Raw genomic sequence first — 21,710 nt, forward strand, 5'->3', positions numbered from 1 at the left:
TGGAATTGATTGTTTTCCAATAGGCAATGGATCATCATTATTAAATTAATCGGTCGCTACGGATTCAAGTATTCTTGCCCCGGAGTCCACGCTTACTTCATAGGCCGCTATTCCCCCTGCATTTAGAATACCTTCAATTACCCGTTCTTTACTTTCTTCCGGGGCCAGTACCACAATACTGCCACCTCCGCCCGAGCCCACTATCTTGGCCCCATAGGCACCCGCATTCAAAGCTCCTTCGATCATTTTATCAATTCTGGGTACGGTAATTTTCAGAATGTTTTTGAGGATGTCATGGTGTTCGTTCATCAACGCGCCGATCCTTTGAAAATCCGGTTGGGGTTTTCTGAATTCTGTCAGTGCCTTTTGGGTTATATCGTGATTGGTTATGGCCGCGTACAAATAGCTTTTCAGATCATCGGGAACATGGACCAAATATTTTTCCAAGTCTTCCTTTTTGGCGGTTTTGATATCAAAATCCTCGATTTTACTTTCTACCGCCTCTATGGACAACTTCGCCTTGGTCCTTAATTCGCTCAAGAGCCCCAATGTTTTCTTCGGAATGCCAGATTCCCCGATGATAATGCCCTGTAAGGGTTGATTGATCACTTCAAACGAGAAATCATCTCCCGTCTCGATGAATACGATATTGCCCAACCCAATGCTATACTGGTCCATTTTTCCACCTGGGGCCTTTTGTTCCAATACTTCCGACTCATAGGCCAACTGGGAGATCAGTTCCGGTGTCACCTCTGCATCGATTCCAAAGGCTTCGATCAAAAAGTTGACCCAGGACACGACAACAGCGGAAGAACTTGATGTACCTGCATTGATCGGCAGGTTTCCCTTTATCTCTATGTCATAACCTTTATCGGGTACACAATTGTAACGCCTAAGAACTTTTAGGGCATGCAATAGATGATCTCCCTTTTCTATGTTCTCAAGGTTCCCATTTATGGGAATGATCCTTTTCTGGTTGATATCCGGTTTGTTGATGTTAAAGACCTGTAGTCCATTCTCAACAGCCGTTAATTTTATTCTCCTGCTAATGGCACATGCAATGACAGGCAGACCCAGATAATCCTGATGATCTCCGAACAGACATGTTCTTCCAGGGGCAAGTGATATTATTTTCTTCATTTATGTATTTGAAAATGTGTTGGTTAAGAGTCTTATCGTCATTAAATTTTTGTTAAAAAATCGTCAAATTTAGACTCGCGTTGCTAACGAATGTATCTGTTTTTTTTTAATAAAAAAAGAAATTGGACAAAAAATGTGTTCGAACACACAAAAAAATGTTTTCGAGCACACCAAAATTGTGTTTTCGAACACATTATTTTTTGTCAACGAACATTGTTATATATTTGCCTAAATATGAAGAAATACACGATCAAGGATATTGCTGAACAGGCAGGAGTATCAAAAGGCACTGTGGATAGGGTGATCCATAAAAGGGGCAAGGTTTCCCAGAAGGCCTTGGAAAAGGTCACCAAAATACTTGAGGAGATAGACTACAAGCCCAACCCAATAGCACAGAGCTTAAAAAACAATAAGGTTTACCTAATTTGTGTTGTTTTGCCGGACCCCAAGGAGGACAACTTTTGGATTCCTTGCGTTGATGGTGTAAATCAGGCCATAGAAGAATTTAGATCCTTTTTGGTGGACATCAAATTGTTCTTTTATGGTCCCAGTAGTACCCAATCCTTCAAGGAAGTCAATGAACAGATATTGAAACTGACACCCGATGCTGTGCTACTGTCCCCACTATTTCAAAAAGAGAGTATAAATGCCATAAAAAGTTTCAGATCTGCCGGTATTGTCGTAAGTACGTTCAATAGCCAAATAGATTTGGAGCAAGCCGTCAGTTTTGTGGGACAGGATTTGTATCAGAGTGGGAGGGTGGCCGCTAAGTTGATGCATACCATTGTTCCGGATCACCATGACATTGTGATTTGCCATTTCAGTGAATCCCTGAGCAATGCCATTCATATGCAACAGAAGGAAAAAGGTTTCAGGGACTATTTCAATGGATTGAAAGGGGCCGACCATACGATATTGACCTTAAGTGTAGACCAAGCGGACCCTGACCAATCCTTGGTCAATTTTTTGGAATCGAACAATAAAGCCTTGGCTTTTTTTGTGACCACCTCCAAGTCATACAATTTGGTGGAGATTCTTCAAGGGCTTAACCGCAAGAACACCAAGGTAATCGGTTATGATCTTTTGGATAGGAACAACGATCTTTTAAGGAAGGATAAGATCTCATTTTTGATACACCAGAGCCCAAAGACCCAGACCTATATTGGATTGACGTATTTGATAGAACATTTTTTGTTCAACAAGGAAATACCCAGTAAAAAGTTGTTGCCCATTGGTATAGTGAATTCTGAAAATTTGATTACTTATCTGGAAAATTAGGATTCCTATCCCCAAGTATCAGTGTACCAAATGATGAGGCTATATGAAAATTGGGAGTTTCCGTTTTGGGATCCACCCAAGAAATCCAAATGGACTCATATACGGAAGTGTCCACTTTTTCATATTTTGCCCTAAAGATTCCCGTTTCAATTTTATTGTTTTGGATCAAGTTCAGTTTTTCTAAAGATACCCTACTGATGCTACCTTCAACAATGAATCCATTTGTATCGCAATGGGATTTTACGATCAAATGGCTTTCGGGCCATTTCCAATTAAAATCAAAGACCCTTTTAGGAAGTGCCTTGAAATCCATAATTCTAGGAGTCGGGTCGATCTCCAAACAATAATAAGGGGTAAGGGAATCGTCTTGTCGGAAGAACAACTCCACCCTGTCGGAAACGTTTATGCTCTCATTGCCAATGCCCTTTTTGTCTATATGGATACTGGTGTCCGAAACCCGGAACATGAAATATAGATTTTCATCATCCCATAAGGCCCTGAATTCTGTTGTTGTGTTATGAAGCTTACGCCAAGGTGAGCCAAAGTCGGTTAAGATATGGGCCATTTTCCATAACGGATCATCTGCCTTTCCGGTAATACTCAATTGATCGGAGGAGATATGGTTGACTACATATTCTTTCATTTATCCATCAATGTTTCTTATCATGAATTTCAGAATAATTTTAAAACCATTGGGTTTGGGTTATTGTTTTTATTTCATGAATGTTCCATGCAGTAGTTTAATCAAAAACCGTGTCCGATGTCTCTTTGGGACCTTCAAATTTTCGAAGATAAATGAACATCGAATTTTTATACCAATTCTTTTTTAGGTCTTCCTTGGTCGTTTCTGGGTTGATTTGACTTTTATGACATTTATGAGAAAGGTAAGCCTTGTCCAGATCTTCATCGGTGAACGCCACTTTGGTGGTCAAATATTTTCTTTCCAATCCGTGCAACATTCTTTCCTCTGGGTTTTCGATCAAATCGGAAGGAACACCACAAAAATAGAGCGACATAGGTTTTTCCCAGTTTTTGGACAGATACACCTGTGTGACCGAGGCGCCAACAAGACGGTGGTCCATGTGGTTGGACCAACCATCAGGCCCCCAGGTAATCAAAACATCGGGTTTTACTTCCTCAATAATGGCATTCAAGTCCTTTATGATTCCTCGTGCTTGGGGTATATGGCCATCATAGCCTTCCGCGGCCCTTAATTGATCATGATAATCCAGATGGCGAAGTTTGGCCCCTAAAATTGCTGCGGAACATTTTAATTCCTCTCTCCGTATAGCAACCAATGTATCACCTTCCATATGGTTATTGAATTCGTTGGAACCGTACCTGCCGTCAGTTACCGTGACCAGATGTATTTGGGCACCTTCCCTGGAATATTTGGCAAGAATGGGGGCAACGGTTCCCTCATCATCGGGGTGTGCAAAAATAGCCATCAATACCTTGCCTTCAAGAGGTTTTTGACCATGAAGTTCATGCTGAACGGATAGCATCAGAACAAGGGTTAAGGCTGAACTAAATAAAAAACGGAAATTTGGTTTTTTCATAAATGGAAGTGTTTCAATTTACAACATAGGTTTACTTTACACAGGCAATTTGAATTGGTTAAGCTATTAAAGATAATGGTTCTGTTGTAAGTATGTACGAAACACTTCTAATTACCTCCAAATCAAAGTAGTTTCCTACAACTCTCATGGAATTGAAGAATTTAAGGTGTATTCCATACATTTCTGGCTATATTTAAAACATGGTTTTGAAGATGTAAGTACTTGACCATATGAATTTGTTAAAAGTAAGTATTGTATGAACCGTAGGGACTTTGTGAAAAAAAAGATGGTTGTATCCGCTGCTTTAGGTTTGGGCGGAGCAGGGGTATTGTCCGCTGCCGAATGGAATCCCAAGAAGGAACAAAAGCCATTCAACCTTAATTACGCCCCCCATTTAGGAATGTTCAAGGAATCTGCAGGTAATGACCCCAATGACCAGTTGAATTTTATGGCGGATATGGGCTTTACCGCTTTTGAGGACAATGAGATGAAAGGCAGGGATCAAAGCCTTCAGGAGAAAATGGCCAAAACCATGATGGAAAGGGGTATTGCCATGGGGGTATTTGTGGCCCATGAAATTTATTGGGACAAACCCAACCTCGCTAGTGGAGATGTATCGCTGCGTGAAAAGTTTCTGAAGGAAATAAAGGAGTCCATCGAAGTTGCCAAAAGGGTCAACGCCAAATGGATGACCGTGGTACCGGGCCATGTGGACCTTAGATTGCGAAAAGGATATCAGACTGCCAATGTCATAGAATCGTTGAAACGAGCTTGCTCGCTTTTGGAGCCCCATGGGTTGACCATGGTTTTGGAGCCCTTGAACTTTCACAACCATCCTGGCCTATTTTTAACGGATAGCCCACAAGCCTTTGAAATATGCAAGTCCGTGGATAGCCCTTCCTGCAAGATACTTTTTGATATCTATCACCAACAGATCCAAGAAGGTAACCTAATTCCCAACATAGATGCATGTTGGGATGAGATCGGTTACTTTCAGGTTGGTGATAACCCTGGTAGAAATGAACCTACTACTGGCGAAATAAACTTTAAAAATGTTTTCAAACACATACATTCCAAAGGATTTACGGGTATTGTGGGTATGGAGCACGGTAATTCCATGGAAGGGAAGGAAGGTGAAGCGGCCGTAATCGAAGCCTATAGGGTATCTGATTCATTTTGATTTATGGATCAAATAAAGATTATTTCAGCATTCTACTCTACTGATTTTTATATTCTGTCGGCAATTTAGACCTTGTTGATTTATTGATTGTCAAGTTTTCCTTAGTTCAAAACCACAATCACCCAAAGAAGAGTTTGACATCAATATTAAGGTTTCCTATGGGAAGGCCTGTTTTTTCAATACTTTGAAAGAGCGTATTGACAACTGTGCATGGTGAAACAGGAAAGCCGACAAGCTTAAATATTAACAAAGTAATTATTATTGGGTCGACAAAACTGTCCTAAACCCCAAATGTTCCATGCCGGAGTCTGGGCTGGTGGCCATACGGGCACTTATGCGGTAACTGGCACAATAAGAGGCACTGCAGAGGAACGACCCACCCTTGATGACTCTTTCCTTAGCATATGGGTTAGAGGAATTATAAGCCATAAGAGCCCCTTGGGGGTTTTGGACAACCTCATTTTTGTCGGCAAGTTCCTTGTAATAATTCGTGTTGTACCAATCGCTGGTCCATTCCCACACATTCCCGGCCATATCATAAAGGCCAAATCCATTTTTTGGATAGCTCATCACGGGAGCTCTGCGTTCAAATCCATCTTCCTTGGTATTTTCAACTGGAAATTCCCCTTCCCAAGAATTGGCGTGGGTGCTCAACTGAGAGATATCGCTTCCCCAAAAGAACAGTTCGTCCTTTTTGTCTGCCCGTGCGGCATATTCCCATTCGGCCTCGGTAGGCAACCTTCTTCCTGCCCACTTACAATAGGCTAGTGCATCTTCGAATGCGATGTGGACCACAGGTTCGTTCTCTTTGCCCTCAATGGTGCTCTCTGGGCCATTGGGATGTTTCCAATTGGCCCCTATTTTCCATTCCCACCATTGCGAGTAGTCATACAGGTTAGGCACGCTGGACTTGGTCTTTTTGAACACCAAGGATCCTGGTTGTAAAATGGAGTCGTGGGGTTTTGGTGTACCTTGGGGCAATTGTTTTTTCATTTCTTCCCAATCTATTTCCCTTTCGGCCACGGTAACATATCCGGTCTCCTTGATGAACTTTGCAAATTGTGCATTGGTCACCTCGTGGATATCCATAAAAAAACCATCAACATGCACTTGATGTGCCGGTTTTTCGTGCATCATGGCCATATTGTCCTGCGGAACGGCTCCTTGCATGAAATTCCCACCTGGTATCCATACCGTACCCTCAGGTGCTTCGGATGGCGGATTTATGGATTTAGGAGTCTCTTGTATTTCTAATGTTCGAATGGGTTCATTTGCCCCATCTGTTCTGGACTTGCAACTTACCAAGAAGGCAAACAGGATGATATAAACTGTGGATTTATGTTTCAATGCCATTGTTTTAACTTTTATCAGGATATTTTGACTTGGTCTATTCCGCTAATTTCGGGTTTTTAAATATTCTTGGTACTATTTCTTAAGAGAGTTTCCAATATTCGATCAACGGGTTGGCTTTGAAATTTTCATAATATTCCTCAAGGTAAAATGATGAAAATGATTGAAGAGCAGCCAAGACCTGACTTCCATGGCTTTGTTGATTTCATCAGTGTTTCCGTGTATGCCACTATTCAATTTAGGCTGTACATTGTATAAAAATATTTTATGAAATTTCCTACATAAAATATAAAAGGTTATTTTTAGATGGTATCGAAAATAGAGACTTTATGTCCGACCGTCTGTTCTTTTTTAGATGAAGTTTATTCAATCATTCTGGTCCAAGCCTTTTGAAGATGACGATAATAGGAACAACTGGAACTATCGTCATCATGGCGGCTTTCCCACCTCCTTTATTTTTTATTGTGTTTGGTGCTATAGTTGTTTGTCAATTAAAAAATATTATCCAAGTCTTCATTTGATAACGGATGAAGTAGGTTTGTATATCTTTCAAGAACTTCTTGGATTGCCATATGAGTCATTTTCCAGGGATTTGGATGCTTTGGATGATTATGACAAGAAACTTTGGGCTCTTGGCAAACTTCACGCTTACAGAATACAGGAGGAACCTTTTTGTCATGTGGATGGGGATGTGTTTTTTTTTGGTCCTGTCCTAAATGCTGTTTTAGCTGAGCAGGTTTTCTGTCAAAGTTTTGATCATAACATCGATCAGTATACAGAGATCCATTCCTATGTCCATGATCATTTTAATAGTGTACCCATAGAGTTCAATGCCACGCTGGACGACAAGATAAAACTAATCAACGCGGGAATCATTGGAGGCACTGATGTAGAACTTTTCCGTTTTTATACAAAAAAGGCATTCGAACTTATAGACCATAATCGTGATAAAATCAAGGATATCAATGTTGGGATACTAAACCTATATTACGAGCAATTTTTGTTCAGCAACATCCTTACGGAAAAACAGATAGAACCTTCCTCGCTTTTTAAATCCAACGATAGGGGCCAAAATTTTGCGGCATTCCATGATATTCCCGGGAAATCGCGTTACATACACCTTATCAGTCACTTTAAGAAGTCAACTGAATTTTTGGAGCTTGCCGTTGCAAGACTGATCAGTGAATATCCAGAGTACTATGATCGAGTGAAAACTGCTTTTGATAAAGGATGGTTATGAATACAAGAAGGTATTTTATGGAATGGGCAGAAACGGCAAATATAAAGGGAGTCCAAAACATTGAAATGGCACGCTTTCTAAACATTAGGGAAAAGAAGTATGTATTTGAAAGTCTGCATAGTATGAATGATAGTGTTGATACTCAGGAGTATTTTCAAGATTTTATTTCATTGGAGGTTCAGCGGTATCACATTATGGAGAATTCTATTATTGAAGTTGAAAATGCCTGTGAAGAAATAAGTTTAGCGGTTGAATTTTGTGCCAAATCTCCAGAAGAAAAACAAAAAACCAGCTTCAAGATAAATGCAAATCTCAAGGACTACTTGGTAAAAACCGACTTTTTATGGACAAATCAGGAGAACACCGCACCTTTTGCACAAAAAACACACTATTTGTTTATGCCAAGTTATTTAAAATTGGCTCCCAAAGAACTAAGTCTTATTGGCTTGAATAGCATGTTACTGGATTTAATGGATTATTCTTCTGAATTTTCATTTCATGATATCTTAAATCTAGTATCGGATGCCCTAGGTGAGGAGCCAGGGAACATGAGGGACATCTTGTTGGAATACATAACGGGCCAAGTTTTGTATTACCGTACTTTTCTGGTAGCCAAATAAAAAAGCCCGAAAAACTTTTCGGACCTTTTGGGGATTGCATCTAAATCAAAAAAAGATTTAACGACCTGACCTTAGGGGCAGCAACATGCACTAGGGTTTACATTGGCACAGTAGTAAGCACCGCAGTAATACTCCGGATAACATGCTCCACCAGCGGCTCCCTTGATGTTTTTCATTTCGGCTTCTTTTAACGCCCTTTCCTTGAGATTTTTAAGACTGAATTGTCCCATAACTTTAGAATAAGAATTCCCTACAATTTCAATATGTGGCTTGAGGGATATACCAGAAATAACTCACTTAAAAGTAAGCTAAAACATGTTAAAAATTTAATTTATTATTATAATAATTATTAACAACAGCTAATTTTTAACAGTTTACAGGCAATATGCATATCCGCGGTTTAAATGAAAGCCTTTTGGTTAAGGGGCTTCATTCAACTCCTCCTTGAGAACATCAATGAAGTCCTCTAGGAAATCGGCACTGTAGTAGTAAGGCACAATGGAGTTGTCTATGACTATTGTAGGGGTTTGATACAGATGGTTCTTTTCACACCAATCGCGATGCTGGGACAAAAGGGCTTTTCCTTTTTGAGAATCTTGATGGATAGATTTCCCCATATTCTTTTTTAAATACCATGTTTTCAAAAGCTCTAAAAAATTATCAGGGGAGTTGACCTTGTAGGAGTCGATCAGAAAATTGGCCAAATGGATAAACTTAGGATCCTCTGTATCATATTGGTTAAATATTATTCTGAAGCGTATTTCATTCCCTCTTTTTAGATAAAGAGCGTAAAATTTTAAAAATGAATTTGTACAAAAACTGCAGGTAAATGAAAGGATAATGGTGATTTGAAGTCTAGCTTCCATATTTCCGAAAACGATCTGTTCCGCTCCATTTGGGACTGGTAGTTGCTCCGCATCCTTTAAAATGAACCGCATGATTTTTGGAAACCTTTTGAATTTGAGTAATTCCATCTCCGAAAGGCCAAGACTGAAATTTTTTTTCTGGATATCCCTGTACTGTCGAACTGCAATTAGATAGGTACCGAACAATAAACCTAACAGGACAAGTTGAAATGCAATCGGCTTGAACGTGAAACGTTGTTCAATGGTGTGGTAAAAAAAATATGTAAGCACCAATACGCCTTGGAGTAATAGCACTGCACTTGAAACAAGACAAAGCCTGCACCAAGTTTTAACGATAAACGCCTGTATGCCAATGGTAATGAACAATACGAGTATGGCCAAGGAATGAACAATCAAATGGGGCAAGGTAAATTCTTTACTGATAATGAGCAGCGTAGTGGAGGAAAGTAGAAAAGCAAAAAGGAAATCATTGGGTGTAAAAACACCAAGATTATATTGGTCAGAATTGAGTATTTTGGCACAACCCTCACCATCTTTACCTCCGCATACCTTTTTGCCAAAATTTGTACTTCTATTATTTGAGGTGGCAAATATCTCCAGTGATATGTACATACCCGCCAAGCCTAAGGTAGAAAACGCCAATTCCAATGGTCTGTCCCAGAAAAAGACCAAGAGCAACGCTAAAAAAAAGTACCCAATAAGATTTGGGAAATAGGTTTTCTTGGAGTTATATACTTCTCTCTGTTCCGCTAATAATACAATCCCATCCCATATCTGAAAAAACTCCTCCCTACTGATTTTTCTTTTTTCAGCCTTTAAGTGAATGGTCACCCCCTTTTTTTGTGCATGCGAAAAATATGGGGAACCATCCTCACCATCAATAAATACAATGAAATGCTCCGGAAGTTCATCCAATTGGTGAGGTTCTATTTTAACAGCAACATTATCGATGCCTAAAAAATCCAAAGTTTCGGAGATTGCATAAAGGGAAGGGGTGTGTGGATTACTGAAAAGCTGTAGTTCCAGTTCCTCTGTTGAAACTTGAATATTCAATGCCTTTAAATAAGACTTGATCGCTTTTAAAAGCATTACATCCATAGAACTGGTTTGTAATTTATAACTTTAAATATAATAAGAAAAATATTATAAAATAAGAAGTAAATATAATACAGTAAAATTGATTTTAGAGTATCTGATACTACCAGTGGTGTTCGGGAAGTTGGTCTTGAAACCGACCTATTGAAGGATTTCGGAACCTCTCAAATGGAATTAAAAGAATCTATAATTCTTAATGGGGCAGGAATATGATCAACTAATTGGTGAAGTTCATTTGTGGTTTTGGGCAGCTTTGGCTTGATTTGGATTGTACCTGATAGTAGAGATATGGTCTACTCGAGTATACGTGACTTAACATCATCCAAATAACTACGCCCGATCACATATCGTTTCCCCCTAATTTCCACGCTGTTGCCTTCCAAGACATCAATTTTATCTATTGAAACGGTATAGGAACGGTGGATCCTGATGAAATTATCGTTGGAAAGTTCATCAGTGAAAGCACTAAGGGTCTTATGTACGATATGATTGTCCTTGGTGGTAATGATCTTGATATAATCCTTTAAGCTTTCAATAAGGATGATGTCATCCAAATAAATTTTTTTCATCTTCTTTTTATCCACTTTTACAAAAATGTGGTCGTGGTATAGATCTGTTTTGGCATGGTCCTTCATTTTGGACAAGGCCTTGTTAACGGCTTTGATGAATCGAGGTAGAGATATCGGTTTTACCAAATAATCCAATACCTCTTGGTCAAAACCTTTGGCCGCGTGTTCCGCATGCGCAGATGTGATGATCACTAAGGGTTTGTCGTCCAAACTTTCCAAAAAACTGAAACCATCGATAATGGGCATGTTCACATCCAGAAAAAGAAGGTCCGGTTTGTTTTCACGTAAATATTCCATACTGTCTATGGCATTGTTGAAAACAGCCACTGTCTGGAGCTCCTTTATTTGTGATATATGATTTTCAATGACCTTGACCGCTAAAGGTTCGTCATCGATAATAACGCATTTTAAAATCATCTAAGCTTGAGCATTAAATTAACAACATATTCATCCAACTCTTCATGGATACTCAATTTGTATTCATCTTCCCCATACCTCAACTTTAACCTTTTTTCCACATTGGAGAGGCCTATCCCTCCAGGGGACTTTTTCGGAATTGTACCAGGATTTTTTGGTTTGGTATTACCGACCCTAAAGTATAGAAACTTTTCTTCAACATGTACATCGATTCCGATCTTAACTTTTCCTATGCTTTTGTTGGCACCATGTTTAAAGGCATTTTCTATAAACTGGACCAGCAGCAAAGGAGCAATTTTTTTCCCTTTGGATTCTCCAGTCACTTTAAAATCCAACTGTAGGTTCTCATTATATCTCATTTTCTCCAAGTCCAAGTAGTTGTTGATGAAAATAATTTCCTTTCGCAAGCTTTGGTTGTTTTCCTTGGTTTCATACAAAACGTAGCGCATCAGATCGGAAAGCTTTATGATGGTGTCCGGGGTCTTGTCAGATTTTTCAAGGCTCAACGAGTAGATGTTGTTAAGGGTATTGAAGAAAAAATGGGGCGATATCTGGGCGCGTAGAAATCTAAGTTCCGTTTCCAATTGTTCTTTCTCCAATCGTGATGCTTTTCTTGTTTCCCGTAAATAATCCATGGTGAATTTGAAGGAAGCCACAAATGTGATCACATAGAGTTCCCCCAACATCATGACCACGGTAAAGTTCAAGGTCATACTATAGGTCTCCGGCCCCTCTGGCCATACATTGTAACTGATCAAAAAATGGGTGAGCAGGTATTTGATGGTGACCATTACTAATATGCTGAGGAACAGTATTACAATAAAGGAGATGTATTTTCTTTTGAACAGGAACCTGGGAATCAAAAAATAGATGGTGAAATAGGAAAGCGTAATATGGATGGGGAACCCCAAAAGATTTGATTTGAAAGAATATATGTAGTCGTTGAAGTAACTGCCCCACCTCAAAAAATTGAACATGAAATAGATGGACCAGAATATTACATGGTGTATTGGTCTTATCTTGTACTCGGTCACCGCATTGACCAGAAAGTTGTTATTAACTTGATTTTGTGCGCGCATTAACAGGAATTCTTACTTTTTTGAACATTTGGCTTTTGATAATGGTCATTGGTCTAATAAAGGATCCTAAATACGGATGAAATTAGGAATTTTTCCAAAACATCTGCTTTGGGCCTTGGTCTGCGGGATTTTTGCCGAAGCAAATCAAGGCTTTTTAAATGACCTAGCAACCATTTTCTTGGTGATTACGTATGAAAGTAGTTTGGTGTAAAGCGATAAAAATTGATTTCATTTAAATGCAAATTATAGCAAAAAGGGTGGTTTTTGTACTTGGGCTCATGGCCCATTTTGTGGCTATGTCCCAGAAAACGACCGTACCCAAGTCCATAGTGGTATACAAGACCCAAGAGTCTATAAATGTGGATGGTATGGCAAAAGAAGCAGCTTGGGGAAATGCCATGATATCCGATGGTTTTATGGATATTGAAGGAGTTACGGTACCGACCTACCGGACCAATGTGCGAATGCTATGGGATGAGGAATACCTTTACTTTTTTGCGGAATTGGAAGAGCCACATGTGTGGGCCACCTTGGATCAAAGGGATACCGTGATTTTCTACAATAACGATTTTGAGATTTTCATCGACCCCGATGGAGATACCCATAACTACTATGAATTCGAAATGAATGCCCTAAACACCGTTTGGGACCTTTTGTTGGTAAAACCGTACAGGGAACAAGGCCCCATAGTGGATAGCTGGGATATTCTTGGCCTAAAAACGGCCGTTAAGGTAAATGGAACCTTGAACGACCCTTCCGATGTGGACAAAGGTTGGAATGTGGAGATTGCCATGCCTTGGTCAGTTCTGACCGAGACAAGTGAAAGCAATGAAGTGCCCAAAGGTAAATTTTGGCGTATTAATTTTTCTAGGGTGAACTGGGATTTCCAGTTGGAAAATGGAAAGTATGGAAGAAAAAAGGATTCGGATGGAAAGTACCTTCCAGAACACAACTGGGTATGGTCCCCCCAAGGGGTCATCAACATGCATGAACCAGAACATTGGGGCTACGCCTATTTTTCACCTAGAGTAGCAGGAAACCATGATGAATTCAGCATCCCAAGGGATGAAGAGATCAGATGGATGCTCTATAGGTTTTACAGGGAACAAAAGAAGTTTTTTGCCAAAAACGGGATGTATGCAAGCAAATTGGAAGATTTAGGGGAAGAACCAATATTGTCCGATGGGACCAAGATTGAACTTGAAATGGAGCTGCATAGGACGGGATGGAACATTTGGGCAAAAAGCCCATTTACCGGCATTTTGTACACCATTCGTGAGGACGGAAAATACCAACACAACATAAACTGAGAAAGATGAAATTACATTTGATTTTAGCGTCGTTATTGGCCGTGGTCATGTTTTCGTGCCTGGACAATATAGACAGGAAACCACAGGTAGGGGAAAACCAAACCCAAAAAGAACAACCTTTTAAATATTGGACTTGGATCACGGCAGATCCAAAACGGGATGATGCTTCATACATTTCCGAATTCAAAAAATACAAAGCGAATGGGTTGGATGCGGTTTTGATCAACACCAATACAGACCCGGTCCTTTTAGGTCGCTTGGCCCCATTGGCCAAAAAAGAAGGCTTGGAAGTACACGCCTGGATCATGGCAATGAATCGGCCTGGGGATTCCATTGTACGCCAACATCCAGAATGGTATGTGGTAAGCAGAAAAGGAGAATCTGCATATGATCACAGACCCTATGTGGGGTATTATGAATTTTTATGCCCAACAAGAGAGGCATCCCGCAATCATGTGTTGCGATTGGTGGAAGGTCTTTCCAAAGTAGAGGACGTGGCCAGTGTACATTTGGATTATATCCGGTTCCCCGATGTTTACCTTCCCGTAGGCCTCTTGCCTAAATACGATTTGGTACAGAACGAGGAACTTCCTGAATATGATTTCTGTTATTGTGATGTCTGTATCGAGGAATTCCAGAAAGAATACCATAAAAACCCGAGGGAAATGGAGAATCCTGCCATTGATATCGAATGGAAACAGTTCCGACTTAATAAAATCAGGAATGTGGTCAACGAAGCCTATCAAATTGCACACAAGAACAACAAGATTTTGACGGCCGCGGTGTTCCCTTATCCCGAAATGGCGGATCATATGGTGAGACAACGATGGGATAAATGGGATATTGATGCGGTTCTACCGATGATCTACAATGTTTTTTACAACGAAGGCACCGATTGGGTCGGTTTTGCAACCAAACAAGGGGTGGATGATCTTAAAGATAAGGGAACGGAACTCCACACCGGGATCTATGTTCCGGGAATGAGTCCTGAAGATTTGGCCAATGCTATTCGGGAAGCCAGGAAAAATGGGGCAAAAGGGGTTTCCTTTTTCGATGGACCTGCCATAACCGATGAACAATTTGAAGTGATAAAATCCTCCAAGCAGGAACAATAAGGGTAACGATTTGGACGGGAACCAAGTAGGGTTGATTCCCGTTCAAAATTTGAAATGGGTCTTTTGTGCAAAAGGGATTGAAGTATACGGCTTTTCACCTTTGCCAAGAGGCCTTTTTTAATGGGATTGGTTGTCATGGGGCGATGGACAAGTGTATTTGTAAACACTTGTAAGAAATGCACACCCATTAATTTTGTTGGGGTTGGTACAGACTTCTTGTGCAGGCAAAAAATATTTTTTAAGCTTTCAATCGTTATCGTTCCCAAATATTCGTTTTTCTAATTTTTTTTAAAAGCGCAATTCCTCCCTTCGGCTTTTCGCTACCGTTGTTGGTCGAAATTTTTTCTCATTTGGTATAGTAATCGGGATTTTCACTAAGGTTAACTAAATGTTAACACTAACAAAACTAAATACCTTAATTAACGATCAAAAAAACTAACATGATTCAAAAACTTAAGTATGTATTTGTTTTTGCCATATTGTTTTCCGTACAGGCGGCAATGGCACAAACAGTTACCGGGACGGTTTCTGATGGAACGGGGACACCGCTTCCAGGAGTCAACATTGTTGAAAAAGGAACCAGCAACGGAGTCACTTCCGATTTCGACGGGAACTATAGCATTACTGTTTCGGACAGCAATGCTATTTTGGTATTTTCCTATTTGGGATTCAAGCCTTTCGAGGCTTCCATATCCGGTAGGAGTACCATCAGTGTTTCCTTGGAAGAGGATACGCAGCTCTTGGACGAGGTGGTAGTAACCGCCTTGGGCATCAGTAGGGAGAAAAAATCCCTGGGATATGCCGTGACCGAGGTAGAATCTGAACAGATCAACACGGTAAAGGACTACAACGTGGCCAATTCCTTGGTTGGTAAGGTTGCCGGTCTGGTAGTCAACCAGTCAGGTGGCGTGGGATCGGGTTCCAGGATTGTACTTCGAGGTAACAACTCCATTACAGGAAACAACCAAGCACTTATCGTTGTGGATGGTATCCCAATCGATATGTCTGGCACCGAATCTGGTGGTAGCGTTTACAGCAGTAGCGTTACTGGTGGGGGTATCACCGATTTGAACCCAGAGGATATCGAGTCCGTTTCCGTATTGAAAGGTCCTAATGCGGCAGCTCTTTACGGTTCGCGTGCAGCAAGTGGTGTATTGTTGATCACTACCAAAAAAGGAACCAAGGGGAAAGGCTTGGGCATCTCCTTCAACTCGAATGTTACCTTGGAAAACCCAATGTTCCTGCCTGAGTATCAAAACCAGTACGGACAGGGTAGCAATGGTACCCCTTATGCGGATTTGGCCGGTATGGGAACTGCTTCCTGGGGCTCTAGAATGGATGGGTCACAGCAACTTTACTACACAGGGAATACCAAGGCTTACTCAGCACAGCCCAACAATGTGGAAGATTACTTTGAGACAGGGGAAAAGCTGATCAATTCCATTTCCTTGGATAAAGGAGGGGACGATTATAGCATGCGTTTTTCCTACACGAACAATTATACCACTTCCATTATTCCAAATTCCAAATTGCAGAGCCATAACTTCAATTTAAGAACATTGGTGGATATCTCCGATAAGTTGAGCTTTGATGGTAAGGCAACCTATTTTACCCAAGATTTGACCAATAGGGTGAATTTGGGTTCTGAAGGTGTTTTGGGCTACGTATATTATATGCCCAGAAGTGTTGATGTGAACGATTTGAAGACCTATCAAATCGATACCCCATCCTTATATGACCCTGCCAACGGTCTTAGCGATTATGATGTAATCAGCTACTCAGGTAGTGGAAAGAGCATTGGTAACCCGTATTGGATCCAATACGAGGACAGGAACAACCAAAGGCGCGATCGCTTTATCGGCTTTGGAAAGCTTAACTATGAATTTACCGATTGGTTATCCGCCTTCATCAGAATGGGGGGCGATGTTACCAATGTAAGGACCGAGGTGGTCAATCCAGTGGGGCATCATTTCAATAGGTACGGGTATCTTTCCTTCACCGATGATAAGTTTACAGAACTTAATTCTGATTTCTTGATTACGGCCAACAAAAATATCACCGAGAAACTTAACATTACGGCAAACGTTGGGGGCAACTTGTCCAAGCGTACCGTTGAAAGTATGAACGTAACGGGATCGCAGTTCAAAATACCTACAAGGGCCTTGTTGGCGAATACCAACATTCAGTCCAGCACCCACACACCCATGCAGATCAAGAAGGTAAATTCTTTATATGGATCGGTGTCATTGGGTTATGATAATTTCATGTATTTGGATTTGACGGCAAGGAATGACTGGTCGTCTACCTTGGCAGATAACAACCGCTCCTATTTTTATCCATCTGTGAGTTATGCAATTCTTGTGGACAGGTTCATCGATCCCGATAAGGATGTGTTGGATATGTTCAAGCTAAGGACCAGTTGGGCGGAAGTAGGTAATGATACCGGGGTATACCAATTGTACCAGACCTTTGATGTACCACAACAAGGATATTTGGGATTGACCACCTTGAGTGCTCCCGATATCCGATACAATGAGAACTTAAAACCTGAGAGTGTTAAATCATTGGAATTTGGTGCTGAGGCAAAGTTGTTTAGCAACCGTTTGTATTTTGATTTTTCATTGTACAACATCACTACCAATGACATGATCTATGATTTGCCTGTGCCTGCGGCAACCGGTTATAATTATTACAAATCGAACATTGGAGAGGTGCAGAACAAAGGGGTCGAATTCCTGATAGGAGGTGTACCGATCAGGACCAAGGATTTTTCATGGGATGTATCGTTCAACTTCTCAAAGAACAAGAATACGGTAAACTCACTGATCGAAGGGTTGGATGGAACCGTTCTTAACACGACCAATTCAGGAAACGTGGCCATCACAGCTAATGTAGGTGGTGGTATTGGGGATATTTACGGTACCGTTTGGGCCAAGGATGACGCAGGAAACAGATTGGTGAATGCGGAAGGTATTCCTTATGCATCTTCTGAAAGGGAGCTTTTAGGGAACTCACAACCAGATTGGATAGGAGGTCTAACCAACACCGTTTCCTATAAAAACCTTTCCTTGCGCTTTTTGATCGATGGTCGTGTGGGTGGAGAAATCTATTCCGCAACCTCGGCCAGTTTGGATGGTTCGGGTGTTTCTGAAAGAACATTGCAATATAGGGATGGCGGTGTAGTGGTGGATGCCATCAATTCCGATACCGGAGTGGCCAACACAGAAAGCATTAGGGCCCAAGAATACTGGGGCGCCATGTCCAGTATAGCGGAGAATTATGTTTATGAACAGACCAATGTTAGATTGAGGGAATTTGCGTTCACCTATAACTTTAACAGGGATTTGGTACGGAAGATAGGCCTCAATTCTGCATCCTTGGGAGTGATAGGAAGAAACATGTTCTTTTTCTACAAAAAGGCAAAAGACATCGATCCTGATGCAACTTTGGGGACTGGGTTGACCGGACAGGGTATATCCATTAACAACGTGCCCACGGTCAGGAGCCTTGGGTTGAACCTTAACCTGAAACTATAAAAAAATGATGATGAAAAAAGAAATAATGAGAATAGGATTGGTATTGTCCTTCCTATTGTTCGCAATAAGTTGTTCCGATTTTGACGAAATCAACGAAAACCCCAGTGCCTTCACATCGGATGAGGTCAGTGCCAAATATTTTGTTACTGAGACACAGATACGTCTGTATGCACCGGATAGGTACCCCTACTGGAGGGCACAATTGATCCATTGGGATCGTTTTGCAGGTCAATTTTGTTTTGGCTTTAATGGCAGTTGGTGGGACGATAGCCTTTCATACAATTACAATTCAGGGTATACTGATGCTGCTTTTGATTATTTATCGGGATATGTGACAAGTCTCAGCGCCTTTTTGAACTTCGTGAAAGAAGGGGGCGAACTTGAAAACCAGAACTTTTACGCCATTGGATTGATCATGAAAGGGTTGTATTATCAAACCTATACCGACGTTTTTGGAATGGTACCCTATTCAGAAGCACTTAACCCGGATATCATAACCCCTGTTTATGATTCACAGGCCACTATTTATCAAGGTGTCATCAATGAATTGGATGAGGCCATGGAAATTATAGGGTCATCTACCGAAACTGGTGAAGGTGTAGAGCTTTTGTCCGACAATGACCTCTTCTTCGGGGGAGATCTTCAGCAGTGGAAGAAACTGGCCAATACCCTTAAGCTCAGAATGGCGTTAAGGGCCCAGGGTGCCCCAGGAGCTGATTTTGCCAATGCAGCCATTAGTGAGGCCATGTCGGCCGATCTTTTGGTAGCGGAAACAGATAACGCCCTAATGGAAAAGGATACAGAAATATCCCAGTGGTCCAATGCCGCTTATGGAGATGTATGGCATAATTTTGGTGTAGGATCGAACTGGACAGTAGGCAAAACCTTGGTTGATTACTTGCAAAGCAACAATGACCCTAGATTGCCCATGTACGCACAGCCCATCGATGGAGGTGAAGTGGTTTTCACCCAGCCCGCTGAGGGAGAGGGTGCTACTCTGTTCACAAAACATGTCGATTTTATCTTGGCTCAGCTTGACAACGCTGGGGTCAGCTATACGAGGGCAGATGGTGCCAATGGCGATGGATTACCCACGGTTACCATAAATGTTGCTACCGATACCCCATATTATGTTGGGCAGCCTACCCGTTTAAACGGATTGATCTATACACACGTTAAGGAAGCCCTTTTCTCAAGGCCCGCGGAATTGATCATCAATGCCAAGAACCAAGGAAAGGACATTTTCCCGGAGATTGTTTTCACAGCTGCAGAAGGGAACTTCTTGCAAGCTGAGGCCATTGTAAAAGGTTTGGCGGCTGGTGACGCACAGACGTTATACCAAAACGGTATTAGGCAGGCCATGAAGATTTGGGGTGTGGATGATGCCGCCATTGAAACGTTCTTGACCACTGAGGATATGGCCCTTTTAGATGGTTCAGCAGAGGAAAACCTGGAAAAGATAAGCATCCAAAGGTGGATTGCGGCTTATACGGATGGTTCAGAAGCATGGGCTATCGTGAGGGATAGTGGATATCCATCAGAGTTGTCTGCCGGGGTATCCGACTATGATCTGTACAGTGCCGGTACGTTAAATGGTGCGTATCCGCAAAGAATGCGTTACGGTACCGCTGCTTATAATACCAATGGTACAAATACCGAGGCTGCAAACTCTGCACAAGGAGCTGATATGCAGGGGACTGTCCTATGGTTTGCCCAATAAACCAGCGGTAATATGGAACAATCATGTGATCTTTTCATATATTGAGTTAGTTTAATTAGAGTTAAGCAAGTAAAGGGAGATTTATTCTTCCTTTACTTTTTTTATATTGTTTCCATACTAAAACAAATCCCAAAGGATATGCACCGATATTTCCAATTGTTTTTTGCCTTTTTGATTTTGGCTGGAACAGCTTGTAAGGATAAGGGCAAAGTACCCCCTCCTCAGCCATTGGGTCCGTTACCTACCAGTGATCAATTGGCATGGCATCAGATGGAACTCAATGCGTTTGTACATTTTTCCATAAACACCTTCACGGACAGGGAATGGGGTTATGGGGATGAATCCCCGGACCTTTTTGATCCATCTGGATTTAATGCAGACCAATGGATGGCCACTTTAAAGGAAGCGGGTTTTAAGGGCATCATATTAACGGCCAAACATCATGATGGTTTTGCACTTTGGCCAACCGCTTATACCGATCATTCAGTTGCCAACAGTCCATTTAACAAAGGAAATGGTGATGTGGTCAAGGAAGTTTCCGAAGCTGCCGCAAGATATGGGCTTAAGTTTGGGGTCTATCTCTCCCCATGGGACCGTAATGGATCAGATTATGGGCAAGCTTCCTATGTACAGTATTATCGGAACCAGTTAAAAGAGTTGTTTACGGGCTATGGACCCATTTTTGAAATGTGGTTTGATGGGGCCAATGGGGGAGACGGTTTTTACGGTGGCGCGCGTGAAAAACGAGCCATTGACGGAGAACACTATTACGATTGGCCAAACACATTGAAAATAGTGGATTCCATGCAACCCAATGTTCTTTTCTTTAGTGATGCCGGGCCCGATATCAGATGGGTTGGCAATGAACGGGGCATTGCAGGAGAAACCAATTGGAACACCATTACGCCCGACACGCTCTATGCAGGTAAAGCTGGAATAGAAGACCTTTTGCAGCAGGGTACAAAGGGTGGAAGCCACTGGATTCCGGCCGAAGTGGATGTTTCCATTAGACCGGGCTGGTTTTATCATCAGGCACAGGATTCTTTGGTGAGAAGTGCTGAAAACCTTTTTCAACTCTATTTGACGTCGGTAGGTAGAGGTTCCAATCTCTTGTTGAACGTTCCACCGGACAGGAGAGGGTTGTTCCATGAAAAGGATGTTGCTTCCCTTCAAGGATTCAAAAGGATTTTGGACAGTGTTTTCAATAAAAATATTGCAACCGACTCCCGTGTTACGGCTAGTTCATTTCGCGGTAATGATGAAACATATGCACCGACCCGAATGATTGATAACGACGAAGACACCTACTGGTCCACCGATAATGGGGTTACCCAAGCTTCCTTTGAACTTGATTTTGGGTCTCCAAAAGTGTTGAACTATCTTCTACTTCAAGAGTATATCCAATTGGGGCAGAGGGTAGCAGCTTTTGATGTATTTGCATGGGAGCAAGGTTCATGGAATAAGATTGCAAGTGAAACCACCATCGGATATAAAAGAATCTTACCCATGGGGAAAAAGTGGACATCAAGGTTAAAAGTGGTCATTACAGAGTCCCTTGGCTGCCCTGTCCTTTCCAATGTTGAAGTTTATTGACCTAAAATTAGGTATCAAAACCTTATCCCAGTACCCTTTTCTG

The 21,710-nt window shown here is 41.4% G+C and carries 17 protein-coding genes and 1 pseudogene; 9 read left to right on the plus strand and 9 right to left on the minus strand.

Annotation, left to right across the window (positions count from 1 at the left end; translation table 11 throughout):
• Positions 1-45 precede the first annotated feature (45 nt).
• A complete protein-coding gene (locus D2U88_RS08485) occupies positions 46-1,140 on the minus strand; it encodes a mevalonate kinase family protein (protein WP_119639932.1) in 1,095 nt (364 codons plus the stop codon).
• A gap of 234 nt (positions 1,141-1,374) precedes the next feature.
• Between D2U88_RS08485 and D2U88_RS08490 the strand changes: the two genes are divergently transcribed.
• The gene (locus D2U88_RS08490) at positions 1,375-2,418 is read left to right on the plus strand and encodes a LacI family DNA-binding transcriptional regulator (RefSeq protein WP_119639933.1); all 1,044 of its coding nucleotides are present in this window, start codon (positions 1,375-1,377) and stop codon (positions 2,416-2,418) included.
• Here the strand turns inward: D2U88_RS08490 and D2U88_RS08495 are convergent.
• Positions 2,399-3,061 (minus strand): sugar-binding protein, encoded by a 663-nt coding sequence (locus D2U88_RS08495; RefSeq protein ID WP_119639934.1) that lies wholly within the window; start codon positions 3,059-3,061, stop codon positions 2,399-2,401. The two genes, D2U88_RS08490 and D2U88_RS08495, sit on opposite strands and share 20 nt — an antisense overlap.
• A gap of 97 nt (positions 3,062-3,158) precedes the next feature.
• A complete protein-coding gene (locus D2U88_RS08500; protein ID WP_182859143.1) occupies positions 3,159-3,923 on the minus strand; it encodes a PIG-L deacetylase family protein in 765 nt (254 codons plus the stop codon).
• 310 nt (positions 3,924-4,233) lie between these two features.
• Between D2U88_RS08500 and D2U88_RS08505 the strand changes: the two genes are divergently transcribed.
• A complete protein-coding gene (locus D2U88_RS08505) occupies positions 4,234-5,157 on the plus strand; it encodes a hydroxypyruvate isomerase family protein (protein ID WP_119639936.1) in 924 nt (307 codons plus the stop codon).
• A 258-nt stretch (positions 5,158-5,415) separates the two neighbouring features.
• Here the strand turns inward: D2U88_RS08505 and D2U88_RS08510 are convergent, their stop codons facing one another.
• Positions 5,416-6,510, minus strand: coding sequence for a formylglycine-generating enzyme family protein (locus D2U88_RS08510; protein WP_119639937.1), 1,095 nt, complete (start codon positions 6,508-6,510; stop codon positions 5,416-5,418).
• A gap of 352 nt (positions 6,511-6,862) precedes the next feature.
• On the opposite strand from D2U88_RS08510, the gene D2U88_RS08515 reads away from it, so the two are divergent.
• Positions 6,863-7,747 (plus strand): DUF6734 family protein, encoded by an 885-nt coding sequence (locus tag D2U88_RS08515; RefSeq protein WP_119639938.1) that lies wholly within the window; start codon positions 6,863-6,865, stop codon positions 7,745-7,747.
• Positions 7,744-8,367 carry a hypothetical protein gene (locus tag D2U88_RS08520; protein ID WP_119639939.1) on the plus strand — a complete coding sequence of 208 codons (624 nt, stop codon included), beginning with the start codon at positions 7,744-7,746 and terminating at the stop codon, positions 8,365-8,367. Before D2U88_RS08515 ends, D2U88_RS08520 begins: the two co-directional genes overlap by 4 nt.
• 71 nt (positions 8,368-8,438) lie before the next feature.
• Here D2U88_RS08520 and D2U88_RS19510 read toward each other — a convergent pair whose 3' ends face one another.
• From D2U88_RS19510 to D2U88_RS08535, 5 genes and pseudogenes are all read right to left on the minus strand, one after another.
• Positions 8,439-8,597, minus strand: coding sequence for a hypothetical protein (locus D2U88_RS19510; RefSeq protein WP_182859145.1), 159 nt, complete (start codon positions 8,595-8,597; stop codon positions 8,439-8,441).
• Positions 8,598-8,786: 189 nt separating this feature from the next.
• Positions 8,787-9,911 carry a vitamin K epoxide reductase family protein gene (locus tag D2U88_RS19860; RefSeq protein WP_262696592.1) on the minus strand — a complete coding sequence of 375 codons (1,125 nt, stop codon included), beginning with the start codon at positions 9,909-9,911 and terminating at the stop codon, positions 8,787-8,789.
• 72 nt (positions 9,912-9,983) lie between these two features.
• Positions 9,984-10,337, minus strand: a pseudogene (locus D2U88_RS19865) (cysteine peptidase family C39 domain-containing protein); the annotation flags it as partial.
• A 284-nt stretch (positions 10,338-10,621) separates the two neighbouring features.
• Positions 10,622-11,314: a LytR/AlgR family response regulator transcription factor gene (locus D2U88_RS08530; RefSeq protein ID WP_119639941.1), complete on the minus strand. Its 693-nt coding sequence runs from the start codon at positions 11,312-11,314 to the stop codon at positions 10,622-10,624.
• A complete protein-coding gene (locus D2U88_RS08535) occupies positions 11,311-12,393 on the minus strand; it encodes a sensor histidine kinase (RefSeq protein ID WP_119639942.1) in 1,083 nt (360 codons plus the stop codon). Before D2U88_RS08535 ends, D2U88_RS08530 begins: the two co-directional genes overlap by 4 nt.
• A 236-nt stretch (positions 12,394-12,629) precedes the next feature.
• Here D2U88_RS08535 and D2U88_RS08540 point away from each other — a divergent pair, with 236 nt between their 5' ends.
• From D2U88_RS08540 to D2U88_RS08560, 5 genes are all read left to right on the plus strand, one after another.
• Positions 12,630-13,703, plus strand: coding sequence for a carbohydrate-binding family 9-like protein (locus D2U88_RS08540; RefSeq protein ID WP_119639943.1), 1,074 nt, complete (start codon positions 12,630-12,632; stop codon positions 13,701-13,703).
• A gap of 5 nt (positions 13,704-13,708) precedes the next feature.
• Entirely contained in the window at positions 13,709-14,818 is a 1,110-nt protein-coding gene (locus D2U88_RS08545; RefSeq protein WP_119639944.1) for a glycoside hydrolase family protein, read from the plus strand.
• A gap of 440 nt (positions 14,819-15,258) precedes the next feature.
• Positions 15,259-18,354: a SusC/RagA family TonB-linked outer membrane protein gene (locus tag D2U88_RS08550; RefSeq protein WP_119639945.1), complete on the plus strand. Its 3,096-nt coding sequence runs from the start codon at positions 15,259-15,261 to the stop codon at positions 18,352-18,354.
• Positions 18,355-18,364: 10 nt separating this feature from the next.
• Positions 18,365-20,074 (plus strand): SusD/RagB family nutrient-binding outer membrane lipoprotein, encoded by a 1,710-nt coding sequence (locus tag D2U88_RS08555; RefSeq protein ID WP_119639972.1) that lies wholly within the window; start codon positions 18,365-18,367, stop codon positions 20,072-20,074.
• Positions 20,075-20,212: 138 nt separating this feature from the next.
• Positions 20,213-21,667, plus strand: a complete 1,455-nt coding sequence (locus D2U88_RS08560; RefSeq protein WP_119639946.1) for an alpha-L-fucosidase — start codon at positions 20,213-20,215, stop codon at positions 21,665-21,667.
• Positions 21,668-21,710: the final 43 nt, after the last annotated feature.

The organism is Flagellimonas aequoris, from assembly GCF_003584165.1.
Taxonomy (GTDB): domain Bacteria; phylum Bacteroidota; class Bacteroidia; order Flavobacteriales; family Flavobacteriaceae; genus Flagellimonas; species Flagellimonas aequoris.